A 20,123-nucleotide genomic window follows, 5' to 3' on the forward strand; every position below is an offset into this window, starting at 1 on the left:
CCGCCGACGCCCGCTGACGCCCGTTGACCGGCCCTGAGCGTCACTGAGACCCGCTGGGACCCGCTGACGCCTCACAGGCGTCCCTGAGAGCCCCCGTCCTGACACTGGGACGTCACCCGAGCAGTGGTGCGCCGGCGGGCGCGACGTGGAAGGGTGGGGGCGTCCTCCGGCAGAGCCGCCTCCCCCTCCTCCCTCCCGCCGACTCGGAAGGCGCGATGCGCTCCACCTTCGTCCTGCTCCGCGTGCTCGTCGCGGCCGCCGTCCTCACCGCGACCACGGTGAGCTTCCTCGACTCCCACGCGTTCTGGGTCGAGGCCCGCTTCCGCGACCGCGCGACGCTCACCGCCAACTTCTTCAGCTACATCACCGTCGAGGTCTGCCTGCTCGCCGCCGTGGTCCTGCTGATCGGCGCCGTCGTCCTCGCGCGCGGCGCCCTGCCGGAACCGCGCTGGTTCGCCTGGCTGCGCGCCGGAGTCGTCACCTACATGGTCGTGATCGGCGTGGTCTACAACCTGCTGCTGCGCGGCACGGTGGTCACCGGCGCCGGGGCGGGCCAGGAGTGGACCAACGAGGTCATGCACGTCGTCGCGCCGCTCGCGCTCGTCCTCGACTGGCTCTTCGCCCCCGGCCGCCGGCGGCTCTCCTGGGCCGTCGTCCCCGCACTGCTGGCCTTCCCCGTCGCCTGGTTCGTCTACACGAGCGTCCGGGCCCCGCTGGTGTACGACCAGATGAAGCACGAGCAGGTCTGGTACCCGTACCCGTTCCTCGATCCGCGCCTCGCCGACCCGCCGATCGTCCCCGGCGGCATGATCGCCGTCGTCTTCTACGTCGCCGCGATGACGGCGGTCTTCGCCTCGGCGGGCTGGCTGACGGTCCTGATCTCGCGGCGATCGATCGGGCAGCGCCGCAGCGTGGACCACGACGCGACGAAAGAGCCGGTCACCGCAGGTTTCTGAGGCTGCCGCCGCCGATCCGCCCCGCGACCCTGACCGCGCGCCGAGTGCCCCCGGCGCCGCGGAATAGGCCCCGCCTAGGATGTGTTGTAGCCCCTGGAGCCCGGGAACGACAGAGCGAGCGGGTCCGGCTCCACGGCCCGGCGATCACCACCGGGTCCGGGCAGTCCCCCCGCTCCGGCACTCCGCCGGAGCAGCCCCCGCTCAGCACAGACCTCGAGGAGTTGCCGTGCGCGACATCGTCATCATCGGATCCGGCCCCGCAGGCTGGACGGCCGCCATCTACGCGGCGCGCGCCGATCTGAAGCCCGTCGTGGTGGCCTCGTCCGTCGAGATCGGCGGCGATCTGATGAACACCACCGACGTCGAGAACTTCCCCGGCTTCCCGGACGGCGTCCTCGGCCCGGAGCTGATGACGGCCATGCAGAAGCAGGCCGAGAAGTTCGGCGCCGACACCTTCTACGACGACGTCGTGTCCCTCGACCTCGAGGGCGAGACCAAGACGATCCACCTCGGCTCCGGCGAGAGCATCGAGGCGAAGACCGTCGTCGTCGCGACCGGCTCGGCCTATCGCAAGCTCGGCCTGCACGACGAGGACCGCCTGTCGGGACATGGTGTCTCATGGTGCGCGACCTGCGACGGCTTCTTCTTCAAGGGCAAGACCATCGCCGTCGTCGGCGGCGGCGACTCCGCGATGGAGGAGGCGACCTTCCTCACCAAGTTCGCCGAGAAGGTCTACGTGATCCACCGCAAGGACTCGCTCCGCGCGTCGAAGGTCATGCAGAAGCGCGCCCGCGACAACGAGAAGATCGAGTTCGTCTGGAACACCGAGGTCACCGGCATCCGCGGTGAGAACCACGTCACCGGCGTCAAGCTGCGCAACACGGTCGACGGCTCGGAGTCGGCGCTCGACCTCGACGGCCTGTTCATCGCGATCGGCAACGACCCGCGCACCCACATCGTCCACGGCAAGCTCGACCTGACGACCGACGGCACGATCGCCGTCACCGGCCGCTCGTCGCAGACCTCCGTGGCGGGCGTCTTCGCCGCCGGCGACGTCATCGACCCGACCTACCGTCAGGCCGTCACCGCCGCCGCGTCGGGCACCGTCGCCGCCCTCGACGCCGAGCACTACCTCGCCGCCCTCACCGATGGCATCGCCAGCACCGAGGGCACTCCGGCCGCCGAGCTGCTCACCCTCTAAGCCCTCCCACCAACGCACTCGAGTCGGCGCCGCCGGCTCACGAAGGAGAAAATCGTCATGTCCACCGCGAAGAGCGTCACCGACGCATCGTTCCAGGCCGATGTCCTCGACTCCGAGAAGACCGTCCTGGTCGACTTCTGGGCCGAGTGGTGCGGCCCCTGCCGCATGGTCGCCCCGATCCTCGACCAGATCTCGGCCGAGCACGGCGACAAGATCGAGATCGTCAAGCTGAACGTCGACGAGAACCCGCAGATCGCCGCGAAGTACCAGATCACCTCGATCCCGGCGATGAAGGTCTACCAGAAGGGCGAGGTCGTCAAGACCGTCATCGGCGCCAAGCCGAAGCCCGCCCTCGAGGCCGACCTGGCCGCGTTCCTCTGAGTTCGGGCCCGCTCTGAGCTCAGGTCCTCCTGAGCCCAGGCCCCCCTGTCGAAGCCCCCGTGCCCCTGTGGCGCGGGGGCTTCGTCGTTCCCACCCCCGTGTCCATGTTTCACGTGAAACGGCCGCAGGAGGCAGTCCACGGGCTGCGCAGTGGCGCCCCTCTCCCCCGGCTCCGCTCCGGGCCGCCGAGTAGTCTGGACCGATCCGGCTGACGGTCGGAGGCCCCTGTCCATCGAGCGGAGCGACACCACCGTGATCAACGCCGGCACCAATCTCGACCCCTGGTACGACTCCTACGCGGAGCGCACGGCCGGCCTCGCGGCCAGCGAGGTCCGAGCCCTGTTCGCCGTCGCCTCCCGCCCCGAAGTCGTCTCCCTCGCCGGTGGCATGCCGTTCGTCTCCGCCCTCCCCCAGGACCTCGTCACCGGCGCGATGGCGACCGTCATGCGCGAGCAGGGCCCGGTCGCCCTGCAGTACGGCTCGGGGCAGGGCGTCCCGGTGCTGCGCGAGCAGATCCTCGAGGTGATGGCGCTCGAGGGCATCTCCGCCAGCGCCGACGACGTCGTGGTCACCACCGGCTCGCAGCACGCGCTCGAGCTCGTGTCGAAGCTGTTCCTCGACCCCGGCGACGTGGTCCTCTCGGAGGGACCCAGCTACGTCACCGCGATGGTGATCTTCCGCTCCTACCAGGCCGAGATCGAGCACGTCGCGATGGACGAGCACGGCCTGATCCCTGAGTCGCTCCGCGAGCACATCGCGAATGTGCGTGCCGCGGGCAAGCGGATCAAGTTCCTCTACACCATCCCCACCTTCCACAACCCGGCCGGTGTCACGCTCAGCTGGGAGCGCCGCGTCGAGATCCTCGAGATCTGCAAGAGCGAGGGCATCCTCGTCCTCGAGGACAACCCGTACGGCCTGCTGTACTTCGAGGACGTGCCGCCGAAGGCGATGCGCTCGCTCGAGGAGGACGGCGTGATCTACCTCGGCACCTTCTCCAAGACCCTCGCACCGGGATTCCGCATCGGCTGGGCACTCGCGCCGCACGCCATTCGGGAGCGGCTGATCCTCGCGAACGAGGCCGCCGTGCTCAGCCCGTCGTCCTTCAGTCAGCTCGTCATCTCCCAGTACCTGGCCACGGCGGACTGGCGGGGGCAGATCGACACCTTCCGCGGCGTCTACCGCGAGCGCAAGGAGGCGATGATCCGCGGCCTGGAGACGCATCTGCCGGGTCTCACCTGGACGAATCCGAACGGCGGCTTCTACGTCTGGGTCACCCTCCCCGAGGAGCTCGACTCCAAGGCGATGCTCCCCCGCGCGGTGAAGGAGCTGGTCGCCTACACGCCCGGAACCGCCTTCTTCGGCAACGGCGACGGCCGCCGGAACATCCGGCTGTCGTTCTGCTACCCGACTCCGGAGCGGATCGGTGACGGCATCCGGCGCCTCGCGACCGTCATCAACGGCGAGCTCGACCTGCTGTCCACCTTCGCCGGCACGGGTGCGCGCATGAGCGACCCAGTCGAGCAGCGTGACGCCGCCCTGCCGCCGCAGATCCTCTGACGGCACGAACCACGAGCACAAAAGGCCAGGTCATGACCTCTTTCTCCAGCGCCGATCTCTCGAGCTCCGAGGAGCCCCTGGACATCGTCGTCATCAGCGGCGGCATCAGTCACGAGCGCGACGTCTCCCTGCGCTCCGGCCGCCGCGTCGCCGACCGCCTGTCCGCGATGGGGCACCGGGTCACGCACCGCGAGCCGGACGCCGGTCTGCTCGCAGCGCTGCTGAAGCAGCGCCCGGACGTCGTGTGGCCGGCCGTGCACGGTGCGAGCGGTGAGGACGGCGCGCTGCTCGGGCTGCTCGAGGCGGCGGGCTTCGCGTACGTCGGCTCGCAGACCGAGGCGGCGCGACTCGCCTGGTTCAAGCCGACGGCGAAGACACTGGTCGCGCGGGCCGGCTTCTCGACGCCCCGCTCGATCACCCTCCCCCGCGAGACGTTCCGCGAGCTCGGCGCCGCGGGCATCCTGGAGCAGGTGCAGTCGCACCTCCCCGGACCGCTCGTGGTGAAGCCCGCGCAGGGCGGGTCCGCACAGGGTGTCAGCATCGTCACCGAGCCCGGTCTGCTGTCCCGTGCGATGGTCGATGCCTACACCTACGGCGAGGTCGCACTGATCGAGCAGCAGATCCTCGGCACAGAGGTCTCGGTCGGTGTCCTCGACCTCGGCGACGGCCCCTTCGCACTCCCCCCGGTGGAGATCGCGCCGGTCGCCGGCCGCTACACCTTCGAGGCCCGCTACACCGCGGGTGAGACCCGCTTCTACACGCCCGCGCGGCTGCCGGAGGAGACGCTCGCCGAGGTCTCCCGCGTCGCGGTCGCCATCCACAAACTGCTCGGCCTCCGCCACCTCTCGCGGATCGACGTCATCGTCGACCCCGACGGCCTCCCCTGGTTCTTCGACGCGAACGTCCTCCCCGGCATGACGGAGACCTCCCTCATCCCCCAGGCCATCGAGGCGTCCGGCCGCTACCTCGGCGACGTCTACTCCACCCTCGCCCGCCGCGCCCTCCGCCCCTGACCCCCGTTTCACGTGAAACGGCTCGACAGATCCCCATCGCGTTTCACGTGAAACATCTGCGACGCCCCGCCCGCCCTCGTTTCACGTGAAACATCACCGTCTCCCACCCGACTCATGCTGGTCGAGTAGCCGCCCCCGGCGGCGTATCGAGACCCACCCACCACTAGCGCCAGTCTCGAAACGGCGCCCCGCACCTACTCGACCACCAAGAGAGAAGCGGGCACATCCTCGACCGACATCTCACCTCATGCTGGTCGAGTAGCCGCCACCGGCGGCGTATCGAGACCCACCCACCACGAGCGTCGGTCTCGATACGGCGCTGCGCACCTACTCGACCTGCATGGAGCGTGCACAGGCCTGTGCAGTCGGCGCGCCGCGTGATGCCGGTCGAGTAGCCGCCCCCGGCGGCGTATCGAGACCCGCGCAGCACCTGCCGTTTCACGTGAAACGGCTCACACCACTACGGTGCCAGCGACACCTCGGTCGGCTCACCGATCTCGGCGAGGATGCGGTTCAGGTCCTGGATCGTGGCGAAGTCGATGACGACCTGGCCCTTCCGTGCCCCCAGCGTCACCTTGACCCGAGTGTTCAGACGGTCGCCGAGGTGGTCCGCCACCGTCGTCAGGTGCCCGGCGTGCCCGCCCTGCTCCTCCTCCGGCTCGCGCGGAGCGGCCTTCGGAGCCTTCATCTGCGTCGCTGCAGCCTCAGCCGCACGGACCGACAGGTCCTCGTTCACGATCTTGTCGGCCAGGCGCCTCATCAGCTCCGGCGTCTCCACCGACAGCACCGCACGCGCGTGCCCCGCACTGAGCACACCCGCCGCGACGCGCGCCTGCACGTCGGCCGGCAGACGCAGCAGCCGGAGCGTGTTCGAGATCTGGGGACGCGACCGCCCGAGCCGGGTCGCCAGCGCCTCCTGCGTGATGCCGAAGTCGCTCAGCAGCTGCTGATACGCGGACGCCTCCTCCAGCGGGTTGAGCTCAGCCCGGTGCAGGTTCTCCAGGAGCGCGTCGCGGAGCATGTTCTCGTCGGCCGTGTCCTTTACCACCGCGGGGATCGTCTTGAGCCCGGCCGCCTTCGAGGCCCGGAACCGCCGCTCCCCCATCACCAGCTCGTACTTCGCACCCTTGCGACCGGACACCGGCCGCACCACGATCGGCTGCAGCACGCCGAACTCGCGGATGCTGTGCACGAGCTCCGCCAGCTCGTCCTGATCGAACACCGACCGGGGCTGTGCCGCGTTCGGCACGATCTCCGAGAGCGACAGCTGAGCCAGCCGCGCTCCAGGAACCTGGACGAGATCGTCGTCCGAGTCGTTCGCACCGATCTGGTCGGGGAAGAACACGTCGACGGGCCGCGAGCGGGTGTCGTCGCTGACGGGGATCAGGGCCCCGATGCCGCGGCCGAGTCCAGTGCGCTTGGTCGCCATCAGCGGGCCTCTCCTTCAGTCGTAGCGGCGGCCGTCTTCGGGACGCCACGTCGGGCGATCTCCGCAGCGGCCTCGAGGTAGGCGAGCGAGCCGGACGACTGCGGGTCGTAGCTGATCACGCTCTGCCCGTAGGACGGCGCCTCCGAGATGCGCACGTTCCGCGGGATCACGGCGCGCAGCACCTCCTTCGGGAAGTGCTCACGCACATCCGCGGCGACCTGGTTCGACAGATTGGTCCGCCCGTCGAACATCGTCAGCAGGATCGTCGAGACCGCGAGGTTCGGGTTCAGGTGCCGCTCGATCAGATCGATGTTCTTCAGCAGCTGGCTGAGACCCTCGAGCGCGTAGTACTCGCACTGGATCGGGATCAGCACCTCGCGCGCGGCGACGAAGGCGTTGATGGTCAGCAGGCCGAGCGAGGGCGGGCAGTCGATGAAGACGTAGTCGAACGGCTCGTCCATCGCCTTGAGCATCCGATCGAGCGCGCGGCGGAGGCGCTGCTCGCGGGCGACGAGCGAGACCAGCTCGATCTCGGCGCCGGCGAGGTGGATCGTCGCGGGAACGCCGTACAGCGACGCGAATTCCGGGCTCTTCTGCACGACATCGGCCAAGGGAGTGTCGTTGACGATGACGTCGTAGACGCTCGCCGTCTCGGCGCGATGCTCGATCCCCAGCGCGGTCGACGCGTTCCCCTGCGGATCGAGGTCGATCACGAGGACTTTCGCATCGCCCCGAGCCAGACCGGCCGCGAGGTTCACGGTCGTCGTCGTCTTTCCGACGCCGCCCTTCTGGTTCGAGATCGTGATCACGCGCGTCGTCTCGGGCTTCGGCAGCGGCTGCGCGTTGAGCAGGGCTCGCCGGCGGGTCATGTCCGCGATCTCGCGAGCGAGCGGAGTCGAGGAGTCGAATCCTCCGGTCAGTCCGGCGGGGTCGGATCGTTTCACGTGAAACCTTCGCTCAGCGGGTGGAAGTGGGGCAGCACCGAGGGACCGACGATCGAGGACTCAGGAGATCACGTGCGACGTCGTGGCGATCATCCCACTGTAGCTCGGACGACCCGCGTCACCTCGGAGAGCACGCCGTCGCCGAGGACGACGACCTCGGGCGGAGAGAGCTTGAAGCGCCGGATCTGCTTCGCCGCCGCCTCGATCTCCTTCTCGGCGTTCACGCCCTTGAGCAGGACGAGCTCGCCACCCGGCCGCAGCAGCGGGGCCGTCAGCGGGATGAGCTTCGACAGGGCGCTGACCGCGCGCGCCGTCACCTGATCGAGCGGCTCCGGAAGCCGGACCTCCTCGGCCCGGGCTCGCAGAACCGAAACATTCTCGAGTTCGAGAACGTCGACCTGCTCCTGGAGCCAGAGCACGCGGCGCTCCATCGGCTCGATCAGCACGAACCGCACGTCCGGCCGCACGATGCCCAGGACGACGCCGGGAAGGCCGGCACCACTGCCGACATCACCCACGAGCCCCGGACGCAGCAGAGGGGCCACCAGGGCGCTGTTGAGCACGTGCCGCGTCCACAGGCGCGGAAGCTCCAGCGGACCGATCAGGCCGCGCTCCTCGCCCTCCCGGGCGAGCGCCTCCGTGAAGCGCCGGAGGACGGGGAGCCGCTCCCCCGCGATCGTCGCGGCGGCAGCGGGCTCCGGCTCGAGGGTCGGCTCCACGGCGCTCAGCCGCGGGTGATGACGGTGTGGCGCTCGCGGGCCTCGCCGCGCGACTCCGACACGAACCCGCGCTCGCCGACCATGTCGTGCACGAGCTTGCGCTCGTAGGAGGACATCGGGGGCAGCGACGCCGACGTCGCGCCCTCCTCGATGCGCTCGATCGCCCGGTCGACCAGCTGCGCCAGCTCGGCCTCACGGGCGTCGCGGGAGCCGCCGATGTCGAGGATGAGGCGCGAGAACGCACCCGTCTTCGTCTGCACCGCGAGGCGCGTCAGCTCCTGCAGGGCCTGCACCGCATCGGGGCGCGAGAGCACGCGCAGGTTGGTGTCGCCCGACGCGGTGACCGACAGGTAGGCGCGGCCGTTGCGGACCTCGATGTCGATGTCGCCGTCGAGGTCGCAGATGTCGAGGAACTCCTCGATGTAGTCCGCGGCGACGTCGCCCTCGTCCTCGAGCTGCGACAGGGTCGGCTCGGCCGAGCCGTCCGCCGAGGGAGTCCGCTGGGCGAGCTGCCCCTCGGCCGGCGCCGCCCCGTCCGAGGACGTCGGAGCACCGGTGAACATCTGCGTCGAATCGGTCATTCTGGGGCCTACTTCTTTCCGGCTTGCTTCTTGGAGCGGTTCTTGCTGACGGGCTGCGTGCGCTGCACGGCCTTCTTCTCGACGAGCGTGACGGTGCCGGCGTCGGTCGTCTCCTCGACGAGCTTGCCCTTGCGGCGCAGGCGCTCCTCGCGGGCCTTGGCGGCCTCGCTGCCGGGGGTCGGCATGTTCCGGATGACGATGAACTGCTGGACCATCGTCCAGATGTTCGAGGTCAGCCAGTAGAACATGACGCCCAGCGGGAAGGCGAAGCCGGAGAACGCGAAGACCAGCGGGAGGATGTAGAGCAGGATGCGCTGCTGCTTGAACGTCGGCGAGGCCTTGGCCTCGGGCGACATGTTCTTGGAGACGATCTGCAGCTGGGTGATGAACTGCGAGGCGGTCATCAGCACGACCATGACGACCGCGATGATGACGACGACCTCCTGGCCGCCCTCCGCGAGAGCGCCCTGGATCGACTGGTGCAGCGGCGCGATGCCGAAGAGGTTGGCCTCGCCGAACTGGCGCGCGAGGACGGCGTCCAGCGGGCCGACGCCGCGCTCGCTGCGCTGCGCGTCGTTCAGCACCGAGAAGAGGCTGAAGAAGATCGGCATCTGGATGAGCAGCGGCAGGCAGGACGCCAGCGGGTTCGTGCCGGTCTTCTTGTAGAGCTCCATGGTCTCGCGGGACATCGCCTCGCGGGACAGCTGGTCGCGCTTGCCCTTGTACTTGTCCTGGATCTTCTTGAGCTGCGGCGCCACCTCCATCATCCGGCGCTGGCTCTTGATCTGCTTGACGAAGATCGGGATGAGCGCGGCGCGGATGACCAGGACGAGGCCCACGATGGACAGCACCCAGGTGATGCCCGCCGCCGCGTCGAGACCGGTGAAGGTGAGCAGCTGGTGGAAGCCGACGAGGATCAGCTCGACCACCCATTTGAGAGGCCAGAGAATCGTGCCGAGGAGGTCCATGGGAGGGGGTCAGTCCTTTCGAGGGCCCACGACGAACCCGAATCGCGTCACGGCGAATCGGGTCCGGCCGGAAGCCGGTCGGTGCAGGGGGATCGAGGTCGGCACGTCGTCGACTCCGCCGGCCGCCCACGGGTGGCAGCGGAGGAGTCGGCGGGCGCCGAGGACGGACCCGAGGACGAGCCCGTGGAGCTGGATCGCCTGGAGTGCGTAGGAGGAGCACGACGGGTAGTAGCGGCAGACGTCGCCGTAGAGGGGCGAGATCACCGCCCGGTACACGACGAGCAGCAGGATGCCGATGTTCCGCGGCAGCAGGAGGAGGGCCCACCCCAGCCGGGCGGCCCAGGAGACCGTCGACGCCTCGGCCGCGGAGGCCGGAGCCGGAGCGGTGGTCAGCGGAGCGGCCGTCACCGGAGCGCCTCGCCCGCGCGGACGACGCGCGCGCGGATCACCGCGGCCACGACGTCCTGCCGGAGCGCGGACCACGGAGCGTCGGCACTGCCGGGCAGCGCGCGGACGACCACGTCGGTCCCGGGATCGATCTGCGGCACGAGCTCGAACGCGACGGCCTTGAGCCGGCGCCGGACGGTGTTCCGCTTCACGGCCGTCCCGACCGTCTTGGCCACGATGAAGCCGAACCGCACCGGTGCGTCGCCGGAGGACCTCCGGACATACGTGACGGTGTGCGGTCCCGTGGACCGCACACCGCGACGGACGACTGCCCGGTACTCGCCACCGAGGACGATGCGATGGGCTCTGGCCAGCACCGCTGGACGGAATCGCTTGGCGCTACGCCGAGAGCTCGGTGCGGCCCTTGGCGCGGCGAGCGCTCAGGATGCCGCGACCGGCGCGCGTGCGCATGCGCAGACGGAAGCCGTGCACCTTGGCGCGACGACGGTTGTTCGGCTGGAAGGTTCGCTTGCTCATAGTCAGATCTCCACGTACGTGTTCCGCGGTGCGAGCGGGGCTCCACGCCGGTGGCGAGGGCTCCGGATCGTCCGGGAAGAGGGGGTGCCCGGGTGCCGATCGGCCCGATCCGCGAGGACCGTGCTCCCGACGCCGGGCAGGCGTCAACTGACTTAAACTACGTCCTCCGCCGCCACCGGTCAAATGTGCGCCGGGCGAAACCTCGATCATGCACACGCGGCGGTGCGTTCCGCGCATTGACACGCGGGTGGCGCTGTGGTGGATTTGTCTCCCATCGGCTCCGTTCGTTACGGTGTTGAGCCGCAGTTATCCACAGGCGAGAACCGCCGTCTCCCGCGTCCGCGCAGGGATCGGCCGGGACCTGTGGACGCGCCTGTGCAGGGATCGGGCCCCGGACCTCCGCTGGAACCGAGGGCGCGCCGTCACCGACGGCGGCTCAGGACGGCGGCGAGGATTTCGAGAGCGACCGAGGACCGGAGACAGATGCCTGACGACACGTCGATGATCGACGCGTGGAACGTGATCCGCGGCGAGCTGTCGCGGGACGAGCGCATCACCGCGCCGATGTACGGCTTCGTCTCCCTCGTGGAGCCCAAGGGCATCATGGCGGGCACCTTCTACCTGGAGGTCCCGAACGAGTTCACCCGCGGGATGCTCGAGCACCGCGTCCGCGTCCCGCTGCTCAGCGCGATCGGCGCGCTCGACGACTCCTTCGGCGTCTCGACCTTCGCCTTCGTGGTGAACCCCGACATCGAGCACGAGCCGATGAGCTCGCCGTCGTCGGAGTCGATGAACCCGTTCGAGCCCGTCACCGGCTCCTCCGCCACCGTCGCTCCCCCGGTGCGGGTCGTCGAGGAGCTGCGCACCGTGCCGGCGACCGACACCCGGCTGAACCCCAAGTACAGCTTCGACAACTTCGTCATCGGCGGCTCCAACCGCTTCGCGCACGCCGCCGCGGTCGCCGTGGCCGAGGCGCCGGCGAAGGCGTACAACCCGCTCTTCGTCTACGGCGACTCCGGGCTGGGCAAGACCCACCTCCTGCACGCCATCGGCCACTACGCGATGAGCCTCTACCCGGGCATCCGCGTGCGGTACGTGTCGAGCGAGGAGTTCACGAACGACTTCATCAACTCGATCGCGAACAACCGCGGCAACGCCTTCCACGGCCGGTACCGCAACGTCGACATCCTCCTGATCGACGACATCCAGTTCCTGCAGGGCAAGGCGGAGACGCAGGAGGCGTTCTTCCACACCTTCAACCAGCTGCACGACCACAACAAGCAGGTCGTGATCACCTCCGACCTGCCGCCGAAGGCGCTGACCGGGTTCGAGGACCGCATGCGCTCCCGCTTCGAGTGGGGCCTCATCACCGACGTCCAGGCGCCCGACCTCGAGACCCGCATCGCGATCCTCCGCAAGAAGGCCGTCAGCGAGAAGCTCCTGGTGCCCGACGACATCCTCGAGTTCATGGCGTCGAAGGTGTCGAGCAACATCCGCGAGCTGGAGGGGACGCTGATCCGCGTCACGGCCTTCGCGAGCCTCAACCGCACGCCGGTCGACATGGCCCTGGTGCAGACGGTGCTGAAGGACCTGATCACGCTCGACGAGGACAACGTCATCTCGCCGGTCGACATCATCAATCACACCGCGGACTACTTCAAGCTCACGGTCGACGACCTGTACGGCTCGTCGCGCTCGCAGGCGGTGGCCACCGCGCGCCAGATCGCGATGTACCTCTGCCGCGAGCTGACGAACCTCTCGCTGCCCAAGATCGGCCAGCTGTTCGGCAACCGCGACCACACCACCGTCATGTACGCCAACAAGAAGATCTCGGAGCTCATGAAGGAGCGCCGCAGCATCTACAACCAGGTCACCGAGCTGACCACCCGCATCAAGACCAACCGCTGACGCCCGGAGCGACTCCGCTCTCCCGTCCTTCTGACGCTGGTGAGTCCCGATGCGCCCGCTGCGCGGGAGGCTCGACCAGCACGCGCTCCCTCTCCCAGTGACGTTCGAGCACCCGTGCGGCGCGAACGCCCCTCCCTCCATGCTGGTCGACTCCATGCTGGTCGAGCAGCCGAGCAGCGGCGTATCGAGACCCACCCCTCCCGGTGAAGCCGTCTCCGCGCCCCCGCGCCCCTCCGCGCCCTCCGCCACGCCCACCGCGTTCGCTGGAACGAACGATTCCGGTCGATTTCCACACGTGTGAGGAACCTGTGGATAACTGTGGACAACCACCCTCGATCTGTGCGCTCCGAGCACCCGCCTGTGCACTCCGGGCCCCCGCCCCGAATCCCTCCACAGGCCGTCCACGACCGCGCTCACACTCCCTCCACACCTCGGGCCCCTCCGCATCGCAGTCGGCAGTAGGGCTCAAGAGGGTTTTCCACAGTTTCCACACGTGTTAACACTGTTAACGCAGTTCTCTTTTTAATCAGGGGCGGACCGGCAACCTCTCCACAGGGCCCGGCTGCGCCGAGGGAGCGCCGTGCTTCCGGGCACGCCGAAGCTGACGAGTACGATGGGCGTCGGTCTTCGTCCACGACTCGTCAGGGGTGTTCTCGTGAGGTTCCAAGCCAACCGCGATGTCTTCAGCGAGGCGGTGTCGTTCGCGGTCAAGCTGCTGCCGCAGCGCACGACCCTGCCGATCCTCTCGGGCATCCTCATCGAGGCGACCGCCGAGGGCCTCACGCTCTCCTCGTTCGACTACGAGGTCTCCGCGCAGACGCAGATCGCCGCCGACGTCGAGGAGATCGGCACGGTCCTCGTCTCCGGCCGCCTCCTCGCCGACATCGCGAACCGCCTGCCCAACGCGCCCGTGCGCGTGGCGACTGAGGAGTCGCGCGTGTCGGTCTCGGCCGGCTCCGCGCACTTCACCCTGCTGCAGATGCCCGTGGAGGAGTACCCGAGCATCCCCGAGATCGACGCGTCCACCGGACTCGTCCCCGCGGACGCCTTCTCGGCCGCCATCTCCCAGGTCGCCGTCGCCGCCTCCCGCGACGACGTCACCCCCGTCATCACCGGCGTGCAGCTCGAGATCACCGAGAACACCATCGGCCTCGTCGCGACCGACCGCTACCGCGTGGCCGTCCGCGAGATCGACTGGGACAACGGCGACAACGACGCCCCCCGCGAGCCGCTGACCGCGCTCGTGCCGGCGCGCACCCTGCAGGAGGTCGGCAAGACCTTCAGCCACTCCGGCACCGTCTCCGTCGCGATCACCCAGCGCGACGAGCGCGAGCTGATCGCCTTCACCGCCGATCGCAAGACGGTCACCTCGCTCCTCATCAAGGGCAACTTCCCGCCCGTGAAGCGCCTCTTCCCCGCCTCGGTCGAGAACTACGCGGTGATGGCGACGAGCGACCTCATCGAGGCCACCCGCCGCGTCTCGCTCGTCCTCGAGCGCGAGGCCGCCCTGCGCTTCAGCTTCAGCAGCGACGGGCTCACCCTCGAGGCGATCGGCTCGGAGCAGGCGCAGGCCTCCGAGAGCATCGACGCCATCGTCACGGGCACCGACGTCGTCGTGTCGCTCAAGCCGCAGTTCCTGCTCGACGGCCTCGCCGCCGTGCACTCGGAGTTCGTGCGCATCGCGTTCACGAAGACCGAGAACCCCAACAAGCCCGGACCGGTCCTCATCACGGCGCAGACCTCGCGCGAGCAGCCGGGCAGCGACAGCTACCGCTACCTGCTCCAGCCGAACCTGCTCCTGCGCTGACCGCTCCTCCCCGATCGCAGCGCCGCGACCGTCACTCCGCCGACGAGCGCCCGCCCGCCGGACATCGAATCCCAGGAAGGTTCACCATGCACATCGGACTCGTCGGACTCGGCAAGATGGGCGACAACATGCGCTCCCGCCTGAGGGAGAAGGGCGTCGAGGTCACCGGCTACGACCGCAACCCGGACGTCTCGGACGCCGCCTCGCTCGACGAGATGATCGCCGCGCTCCCCGCGCCGCGCGTCGTCTGGGTCATGGTGCCGGCCGGCGCCATCACGGATGCGGTCGTCACCGACCTGTCCGAGAAGCTCAGCGAGGGCGACCTGGTCATCGACGGCGGTAACTCCCGCTTCACCGAGGACTTCAAGCACGACGCGCTGCTGAAGCCCAAGGGCATCCACTACATCGACGCCGGCGTCTCCGGCGGCGTCTGGGGCCTCGAGAACGGCTACGGCCTCATGGTCGGCGGTCCGAAGGAGCTCGTCGACTACGCGATGCCCGTCTTCGACGCGCTGCGCCCCGAGGGCCCCCGCGAGGAGGGCTTCGTCCACGTCGGCGAGGTCGGCGCCGGCCACTACGCGAAGATGGTGCACAACGGCATCGAGTACGCGCTGATGCAGGCGTTCGCCGAGGGCTACGAGCTCCTGGACACGCGCAAGGACATCATCAAGGACGTCACCGGCACCTTCAAGGCGTGGCAGCGCGGCACGGTCGTCCGCTCCTGGCTCCTCGAGCTGCTCGTCCGCGCCCTCGAGCAGGACCCGGAGTTCGAGCACATCGAGGGCTACGTCCAGGACTCCGGCGAGGGCCGCTGGACCATCGAGGAGGCCATCAACAACGCCGTCCCCGTCCCCACGATCAGCGCCTCGATCTTCGCCCGCTTCGTCTCCCGCCAGGAGGACTCCCCCGCGATGAAGGCGGTCGCGGCACTCCGTAACCAGTTCGGCGGGCACTCCGTCAAAGCCGTCGACTGAGTCGACGGGTTGAGGACCGCCCGCGGCGGTCCTCAACGGCGGTCGGCCTCTCGAAGCCGTGGCGTCATGCAGAGCCGGTCGCGGACGGCGACCTGCGGCCCGCCGCCACCATGACGCAGTGCTCGTTGGTTCGGACTGCCTGCGGCAGTCCTCACGGCGGTCGGCTTCTCGAAGCCGTGGCGTTCCGCAGGGCCGGTCGCGGACGGCGACCTGCGGCCCGCCGCACCCATGACGCAGGGATGCTGTCATGGCCGCGGCGGGCCTCCGGCCGCCTGCACCCTGCGCGGGGCCCTCGCCACATGCTGGTCGAGTAGCCGCGGAGCGGCGTATCGAGACCCACGTCGTCGAGACGTCGGCCGCCGGGTCGCCATCGGTTCAGGGCGCAGGCCACCCGCATGCTGGTCGAGCAGCCGCGGAGCGGCCCCCATGCTGGTCGCGTAGCCGCGGAGCGGCGTATCGAGACCCCGCCGCCGGCACCCGCGGCATCGGGCAGAGTGGAGACGGAGGAGGTGAGCGCGTGCAGGTGACGCAGCTGGCGCTGAGCGACTTCCGCAACTACGCCTCCGTCGACGTCGCGCTCGCCCCGGGGCCGAACCTGTTCGTCGGCCGCAACGGCCAGGGCAAGACCAACCTCGTCGAATCCCTCGGCTACCTCTCCACCCTCGGCTCGCACCGGGTGTCCACCGACCAGGCGCTCATCCGTGCCGGCCAGGACAGCGCGGTGATCCGCGCCCGGCTCCGCAACGGCGACCGCGACCTGCTCGCCGAGGTGCAGATCAACCGCTCCTCCGCCAACCGCGCGCAGATCAACCGCGGCGGCATCAAGCCGCGCGAGCTGCCCCGCTTCTTCTCGAGCGTGCTCTTCGCCCCCGAGGACCTCCTCCTCATCCGCGGCGACCCGTCGGCCCGCCGCCGCTTCCTCGACCAGCTGGTCGTCCTCCGCTCCCCCCGGATGAGCGCGGTGCAGGCCGACTACGAGCGCGTGCTGCGCCAGCGGAACTCCCTCCTCAAGTCCGCGCGGGCGAGCGGCGTCCGCGACCCCGCGAAGCTCGGGACGCTCGACATCTGGGACGAGCGCCTCGTCGCCCTCGGCACCGAGATCATGCAGTCGCGGCTGACCCTGGTCGACGAGCTGAGCGGTCCGGTCCGCTCGGCGTACGAGGCGGTCGCCGGAGCGGACCAGCGACCGGTGCTGCGCTCGCGGCTGAGCATCGAGGGCGCGGTCGACGACGACGACGAGCCCGTCGCGACGACCGAGACCGCCGCCGCCCCCACCGAACTGGCCGCGACCTTCTCGGCGGCCCTGCTCTCCGTGCGCCGGCGCGAGCTCGACCGCGGGATCTCGCTGGTCGGTCCGCACCGCGACGACGTCCAGTTCGAGCTGAACGACCTGCCGGCCAAGGGCTACGCCAGCCACGGCGAGAGCTGGTCCTTCGCGCTCGCCCTCAAGCTCGGCGCGGCCGAGCTGCTGCGGCGCGACTCCCCCATGGGCGACCCGGTGCTGATGCTCGACGACGTCTTCGCCGAGCTCGACGCGCGACGGCGCGAGCGCCTCGCCGCGGTGGTCGCGGACTACGAGCAGGTGCTGATCACCGCGGCGGTCTTCGACGACGTGCCGGCGGCGCTGGCGGCGCACACCGTCCGGATCGAGGCGGGCCGCATCGTCGAGTCCGACGCCGTCGCGATCCCGGAGTCCCCGCTGGCAGCACCGGTCGCGCCCGCCGCGGAGCCGGACGCCGAGCCCGAGTCCAATCCGGTCGCCGCCCCCGAGGCCGCGCCCGCCCCGGACCCCGCGCCCGCCCCCGACGCCGATCCCGCCCCGGAGCCCGGCCGTGGCTGACTCCCCCCGCCGCGGCGCGCCCTCGCCCGCTCCCGCGTCCGAGGCGGCGCGCGTCTACCAGCACCTCAAGGAGGTCTTCGGCGGGGACGCCCCCCGCCGCGTGCGGAAGACCGTGGAGCGCGCCGAGCCCAAGGGCGACGCGATCCCGTTCGGCAAGGGCCGCGATCCGCACGATCTCGGCGACGTCCTCTCCTCCCTCACCGTCAAGCTCGGCTGGACCGCTCCCCTCGCCCAGGGCGACCTCATCTCCTCCTGGACGGCGATCGCGGGCGAGGAGACGGCCAAGCACTCGACGCCCACCGGTGTCGTCGACGGCGTGCTCACCGTGGCGTGCGAGTCGACGGCCTGGTCGACGCAGCTGCGACTGATGCGGATCGAGATCATGAACCACATCGCCGTGCACTTCCCGGACGCGGGGATCACCGCGATCCGTTTCCAGGGCCCCGACGTCCCGAACTGGAAAAAGGGCCCCAGGTCGATTCCAGGGCGTGGTCCGCGCGATACCTACGGCTGAGTACGCATTTTCGGTCGACCCCGAGAAAATCCCTCGTCAGATCGCCACTGAGCGCCGCGCGACCGGCCGCCGCGCGATAGAATGGAGGGCCGCCGAACCGCAGCGTCGACCCCGTGCGCGTGATCTCCAGATCCGCCCGCGCGCCGCGACGGACCGTCAGAGGAGAACTCCACAGCTATGACACCCGAGCCGAACGACTCCACGTCAGCCCCCGCAGCGAACGACCTGGACGCGAACGGCTCCACCGGCCCCGCCGCCTCGTCCGAGGCCGCCCCCGCCGCCGCCGCTCCGTCCGAGGGCATGTCGACGAAGTCCTCCGGCGACTACGGCGCGAACCAGATCCAGGTCCTCGAGGGCCTCGAGGCGGTCCGCAAGCGCCCCGGCATGTACATCGGATCGACGGGCCCGCGCGGTCTGCACCACCTGGTCTACGAGATCGTCGACAACGCCGTCGACGAGGCGCTCGCGGGCTACTGCGACAACATCGAGGTCGTCATGCGCGCCGACGGCGGCCTGACGGTCGTCGACAACGGCCGCGGCATCCCGGTCGACATGCACCCCACCGAGGGCATCTCCACCGTCGAGCTCGTGCTGACGGTGCTGCACGCCGGCGGCAAGTTCGGCGGCGGCGGCTACGCCGTCTCCGGTGGTCTGCACGGCGTCGGCTCGTCCGTCGTCAACGCGCTCTCCACCCGGCTCGAGGTCGAGGTCAAGCGCCAGGGCGCCTCCTACAGCATGACCTTCGCCGACGGCGTCCCGGAGGCGCCGCTCGCCAAGGGCGAGCCGAGCGACGAGACCGGCACCACCATCACCTTCTGGCCGAACGCCGAGATCTTCGAGACCGTCGAGTTCGACTACGAGACCCTGCGCGCCCGGTTCCAGCAGATGGCCTTCCTCAACAAGGGGCTCCGCATCGCGCTGACCGACGAAAAGGAGATCGAGTTCGAGGGCGAGGGCGAGAACGAGACCTCCGGGCCCCGCGGCGACGTCTTCCTCTACGAGAAGGGCCTCGTCGACTACGTCGAGTACATCAACTCCCTCAAGAAGTCCGATCTGGTGCACTCCGAGATCATCGACTTCGAGTCCGAGGACACCGAGCGCCGCATCTCGCTCGAGGTCGCGATGCAGTGGACGACGGCCTACACCGAGAGCGTGCACACCTACGCGAACACGATCAACACGCACGAGGGCGGCACGCACGAGGAGGGGTTCCGCGCGGCGCTCACGACGCTCGTGAACAAGTACGCGCGCGCGAACAACCTGCTGAAGGACAAGGACGAGAACCTCTCCGGCGACGACATCCGCGAGGGCCTCACCGCCGTCGTGTCGATCAAGCTCGGCGAGCCGCAGTTCGAGGGCCAGACGAAGACCAAGCTCGGCAACACCGAGGCGAAGGCCTTCGTGCAGCGGGTCGCCGGCGAGCAGCTCGCCGACTGGTTCGACCGCAACCCCAACCAGGCCAAGGACATCATCCGGAAGGCGATCCAGGCGGCCTCCGCGCGGATGGCGGCCCGCAAGGCCCGAGAGACCGCGCGCCGCAAGGGCCTCCTCGAGGGCGGCGGCATGCCCGGCAAGCTCAAGGACTGCCAGTCCAAGGACCCGTCGATCTCCGAGATCTTCATCGTCGAGGGCGACTCGGCCGGCGGCTCCGCCGTCCAGGGCCGGAACCCCGAGACGCAGGCGATCCTCCCGCTGCGCGGCAAGATCCTCAACGTCGAGAAGGCCCGCCTCGACCGGGCCCTCGGCAACAACGAGGTCCAGGCGATGATCACGGCCTTCGGAGCCGGCATCGGCGAGGACTTCAATCCCGACAAGGCGCGGTACCACAAGATCATCCTGATGGCCGACGCCGACGTCGACGGCCAGCACATCACCACGCTGCTGCTGACCCTGCTGTTCCGCTACATGCGCCCGCTGATCGATCTCGGCTACGTCTACCTCGCGCAGCCGCCGCTCTACCGCCTCAAGTGGTCGAACTCGGCCCACGAGTACGTCTACAGCGACCGCGAGCGCGACGCTCTGCTCGCGCACGGCTCCGCGTCGAACAAGCGCATGCCGAAGGAGAACGGGATCCAGCGCTACAAGGGTCTCGGCGAGATGGACTACAAGGAGCTGTGGGAGACCACGATGGACCCCGCCACGCGGACCCTCCTCCAGGTCACCCTCGACGACGCGGCCGCCGCCGACGAGATCTTCTCGACCCTGATGGGCGAGGACGTCGAGTCCCGCCGCTCCTTCATCCAGAAGAATGCGAAGGACGTCAGGTTCCTCGACATCTAGCGATGTCGAGGAACCTGACGTCCTTCGAAAGGCGGCAGCCCGGCGGTCCGGTGGACCGCCGTCGCAACCACCTCGAACACGTGACGGCGACCCTCAATGGGTCGCATTCTCCACGAGATCGCGACAG

Annotated in this window: 19 protein-coding genes; 11 read left to right on the top strand and 8 right to left on the bottom strand. The window is 69.5% G+C overall.

All coding sequences use genetic code 11. From position 1 onward, the window contains the following. Window positions 1-215: 215 nt before the first annotated feature. The 5 genes from HQQ82_RS14135 to HQQ82_RS14155 all read left to right on the top strand — a co-directional run bounded on the left by HQQ82_RS14135 (window position 216) and on the right by HQQ82_RS14155 (window position 5,108). Window positions 216-956 carry a Pr6Pr family membrane protein gene (locus HQQ82_RS14135; RefSeq protein WP_173234287.1) on the top strand — a complete coding sequence of 247 codons (741 nt, stop codon included), beginning with the start codon at window positions 216-218 and terminating at the stop codon, window positions 954-956. Window positions 957-1,182: 226 nt separating this feature from the next. Continuing rightward, the gene (trxB, locus tag HQQ82_RS14140; protein ID WP_173234288.1) at window positions 1,183-2,157 is read left to right on the top strand and encodes a thioredoxin-disulfide reductase; all 975 of its coding nucleotides are present in this window, start codon (window positions 1,183-1,185) and stop codon (window positions 2,155-2,157) included. Window positions 2,158-2,214: 57 nt separating this feature from the next. Continuing rightward, window positions 2,215-2,538: a thioredoxin gene (trxA, locus tag HQQ82_RS14145; RefSeq protein ID WP_123447267.1), complete on the top strand. Its 324-nt coding sequence runs from the start codon at window positions 2,215-2,217 to the stop codon at window positions 2,536-2,538. 255 nt (window positions 2,539-2,793) lie between these two features. Then, complete coding sequence (locus HQQ82_RS14150; RefSeq protein WP_173234678.1) at window positions 2,794-4,095, top strand: PLP-dependent aminotransferase family protein; 1,302 nt, start codon at window positions 2,794-2,796, stop codon at window positions 4,093-4,095. A gap of 32 nt (window positions 4,096-4,127) precedes the next feature. Next, the gene (locus HQQ82_RS14155; RefSeq protein ID WP_173234290.1) at window positions 4,128-5,108 is read left to right on the top strand and encodes a D-alanine--D-alanine ligase; all 981 of its coding nucleotides are present in this window, start codon (window positions 4,128-4,130) and stop codon (window positions 5,106-5,108) included. Window positions 5,109-5,568: 460 nt separating this feature from the next. On the opposite strand, the gene HQQ82_RS14160 is transcribed toward HQQ82_RS14155, so the two are convergent. The 8 genes from HQQ82_RS14160 to rpmH all read right to left on the bottom strand — a co-directional run bounded on the left by HQQ82_RS14160 (window position 5,569) and on the right by rpmH (window position 10,673). Beyond that, window positions 5,569-6,537 carry a ParB/RepB/Spo0J family partition protein gene (locus HQQ82_RS14160; protein WP_160086149.1) on the bottom strand — a complete coding sequence of 323 codons (969 nt, stop codon included), beginning with the start codon at window positions 6,535-6,537 and terminating at the stop codon, window positions 5,569-5,571. Beyond that, window positions 6,537-7,406, bottom strand: coding sequence for a ParA family protein (locus tag HQQ82_RS14165; protein ID WP_173234679.1), 870 nt, complete (start codon window positions 7,404-7,406; stop codon window positions 6,537-6,539). Before HQQ82_RS14165 ends, HQQ82_RS14160 begins: the two co-directional genes overlap by 1 nt. A gap of 164 nt (window positions 7,407-7,570) precedes the next feature. Next, on the bottom strand, window positions 7,571-8,200 hold the full coding sequence (rsmG, locus tag HQQ82_RS14170; RefSeq protein ID WP_173234292.1) for a 16S rRNA (guanine(527)-N(7))-methyltransferase RsmG: 630 nt from the start codon (window positions 8,198-8,200) through the stop codon (window positions 7,571-7,573). Window positions 8,201-8,205: 5 nt separating this feature from the next. Further along, on the bottom strand, window positions 8,206-8,781 hold the full coding sequence (locus HQQ82_RS14175; RefSeq protein WP_254071522.1) for a R3H domain-containing nucleic acid-binding protein: 576 nt from the start codon (window positions 8,779-8,781) through the stop codon (window positions 8,206-8,208). 8 nt (window positions 8,782-8,789) lie between these two features. Continuing rightward, the gene (gene yidC, locus HQQ82_RS14180; protein ID WP_173234293.1) at window positions 8,790-9,749 is read right to left on the bottom strand and encodes a membrane protein insertase YidC; all 960 of its coding nucleotides are present in this window, start codon (window positions 9,747-9,749) and stop codon (window positions 8,790-8,792) included. Window positions 9,750-9,758: 9 nt separating this feature from the next. Further along, on the bottom strand, window positions 9,759-10,079 hold the full coding sequence (gene yidD / locus HQQ82_RS14185) for a membrane protein insertion efficiency factor YidD (RefSeq protein ID WP_173234683.1): 321 nt from the start codon (window positions 10,077-10,079) through the stop codon (window positions 9,759-9,761). 74 nt (window positions 10,080-10,153) lie between these two features. Next, window positions 10,154-10,513 (bottom strand): ribonuclease P protein component, encoded by a 360-nt coding sequence (rnpA, locus tag HQQ82_RS14190; protein WP_173234295.1) that lies wholly within the window; start codon window positions 10,511-10,513, stop codon window positions 10,154-10,156. A gap of 22 nt (window positions 10,514-10,535) precedes the next feature. After that, window positions 10,536-10,673, bottom strand: a complete 138-nt coding sequence (gene rpmH / locus HQQ82_RS14195; protein WP_055784512.1) for a 50S ribosomal protein L34 — start codon at window positions 10,671-10,673, stop codon at window positions 10,536-10,538. Window positions 10,674-11,156: 483 nt separating this feature from the next. Between rpmH and dnaA the strand changes: the two genes are divergently transcribed. From dnaA to gyrB, 6 genes are all read left to right on the top strand, one after another. Further along, window positions 11,157-12,581, top strand: a complete 1,425-nt coding sequence (gene dnaA, locus HQQ82_RS14200; protein WP_173234297.1) for a chromosomal replication initiator protein DnaA — start codon at window positions 11,157-11,159, stop codon at window positions 12,579-12,581. 655 nt (window positions 12,582-13,236) lie between these two features. Continuing rightward, the gene (dnaN, locus tag HQQ82_RS14205; protein ID WP_173234299.1) at window positions 13,237-14,388 is read left to right on the top strand and encodes a DNA polymerase III subunit beta; all 1,152 of its coding nucleotides are present in this window, start codon (window positions 13,237-13,239) and stop codon (window positions 14,386-14,388) included. Between the two features lie 86 nt (window positions 14,389-14,474). Further along, entirely contained in the window at window positions 14,475-15,362 is an 888-nt protein-coding gene (gene gnd, locus HQQ82_RS14210; protein ID WP_173234301.1) for a phosphogluconate dehydrogenase (NAD(+)-dependent, decarboxylating), read from the top strand. A 517-nt stretch (window positions 15,363-15,879) separates the two neighbouring features. Then, window positions 15,880-17,202, top strand: coding sequence for a DNA replication/repair protein RecF (gene recF, locus HQQ82_RS14215; protein WP_173234303.1), 1,323 nt, complete (start codon window positions 15,880-15,882; stop codon window positions 17,200-17,202). Next, the gene (locus tag HQQ82_RS20655; protein ID WP_173234305.1) at window positions 17,195-17,716 is read left to right on the top strand and encodes a DciA family protein; all 522 of its coding nucleotides are present in this window, start codon (window positions 17,195-17,197) and stop codon (window positions 17,714-17,716) included. The genes recF and HQQ82_RS20655 overlap by 8 nt, the downstream gene beginning before the upstream one ends. 300 nt (window positions 17,717-18,016) lie before the next feature. Next, window positions 18,017-19,996 (top strand): DNA topoisomerase (ATP-hydrolyzing) subunit B, encoded by a 1,980-nt coding sequence (gene gyrB / locus HQQ82_RS14225; RefSeq protein WP_173234684.1) that lies wholly within the window; start codon window positions 18,017-18,019, stop codon window positions 19,994-19,996. The last annotated feature ends 127 nt before the right edge of the window (window positions 19,997-20,123 follow it).

The sequence above is a fragment of the Rathayibacter sp. VKM Ac-2856 genome (assembly GCF_013205055.1).
GTDB lineage: Bacteria > Actinomycetota > Actinomycetes > Actinomycetales > Microbacteriaceae > Rathayibacter.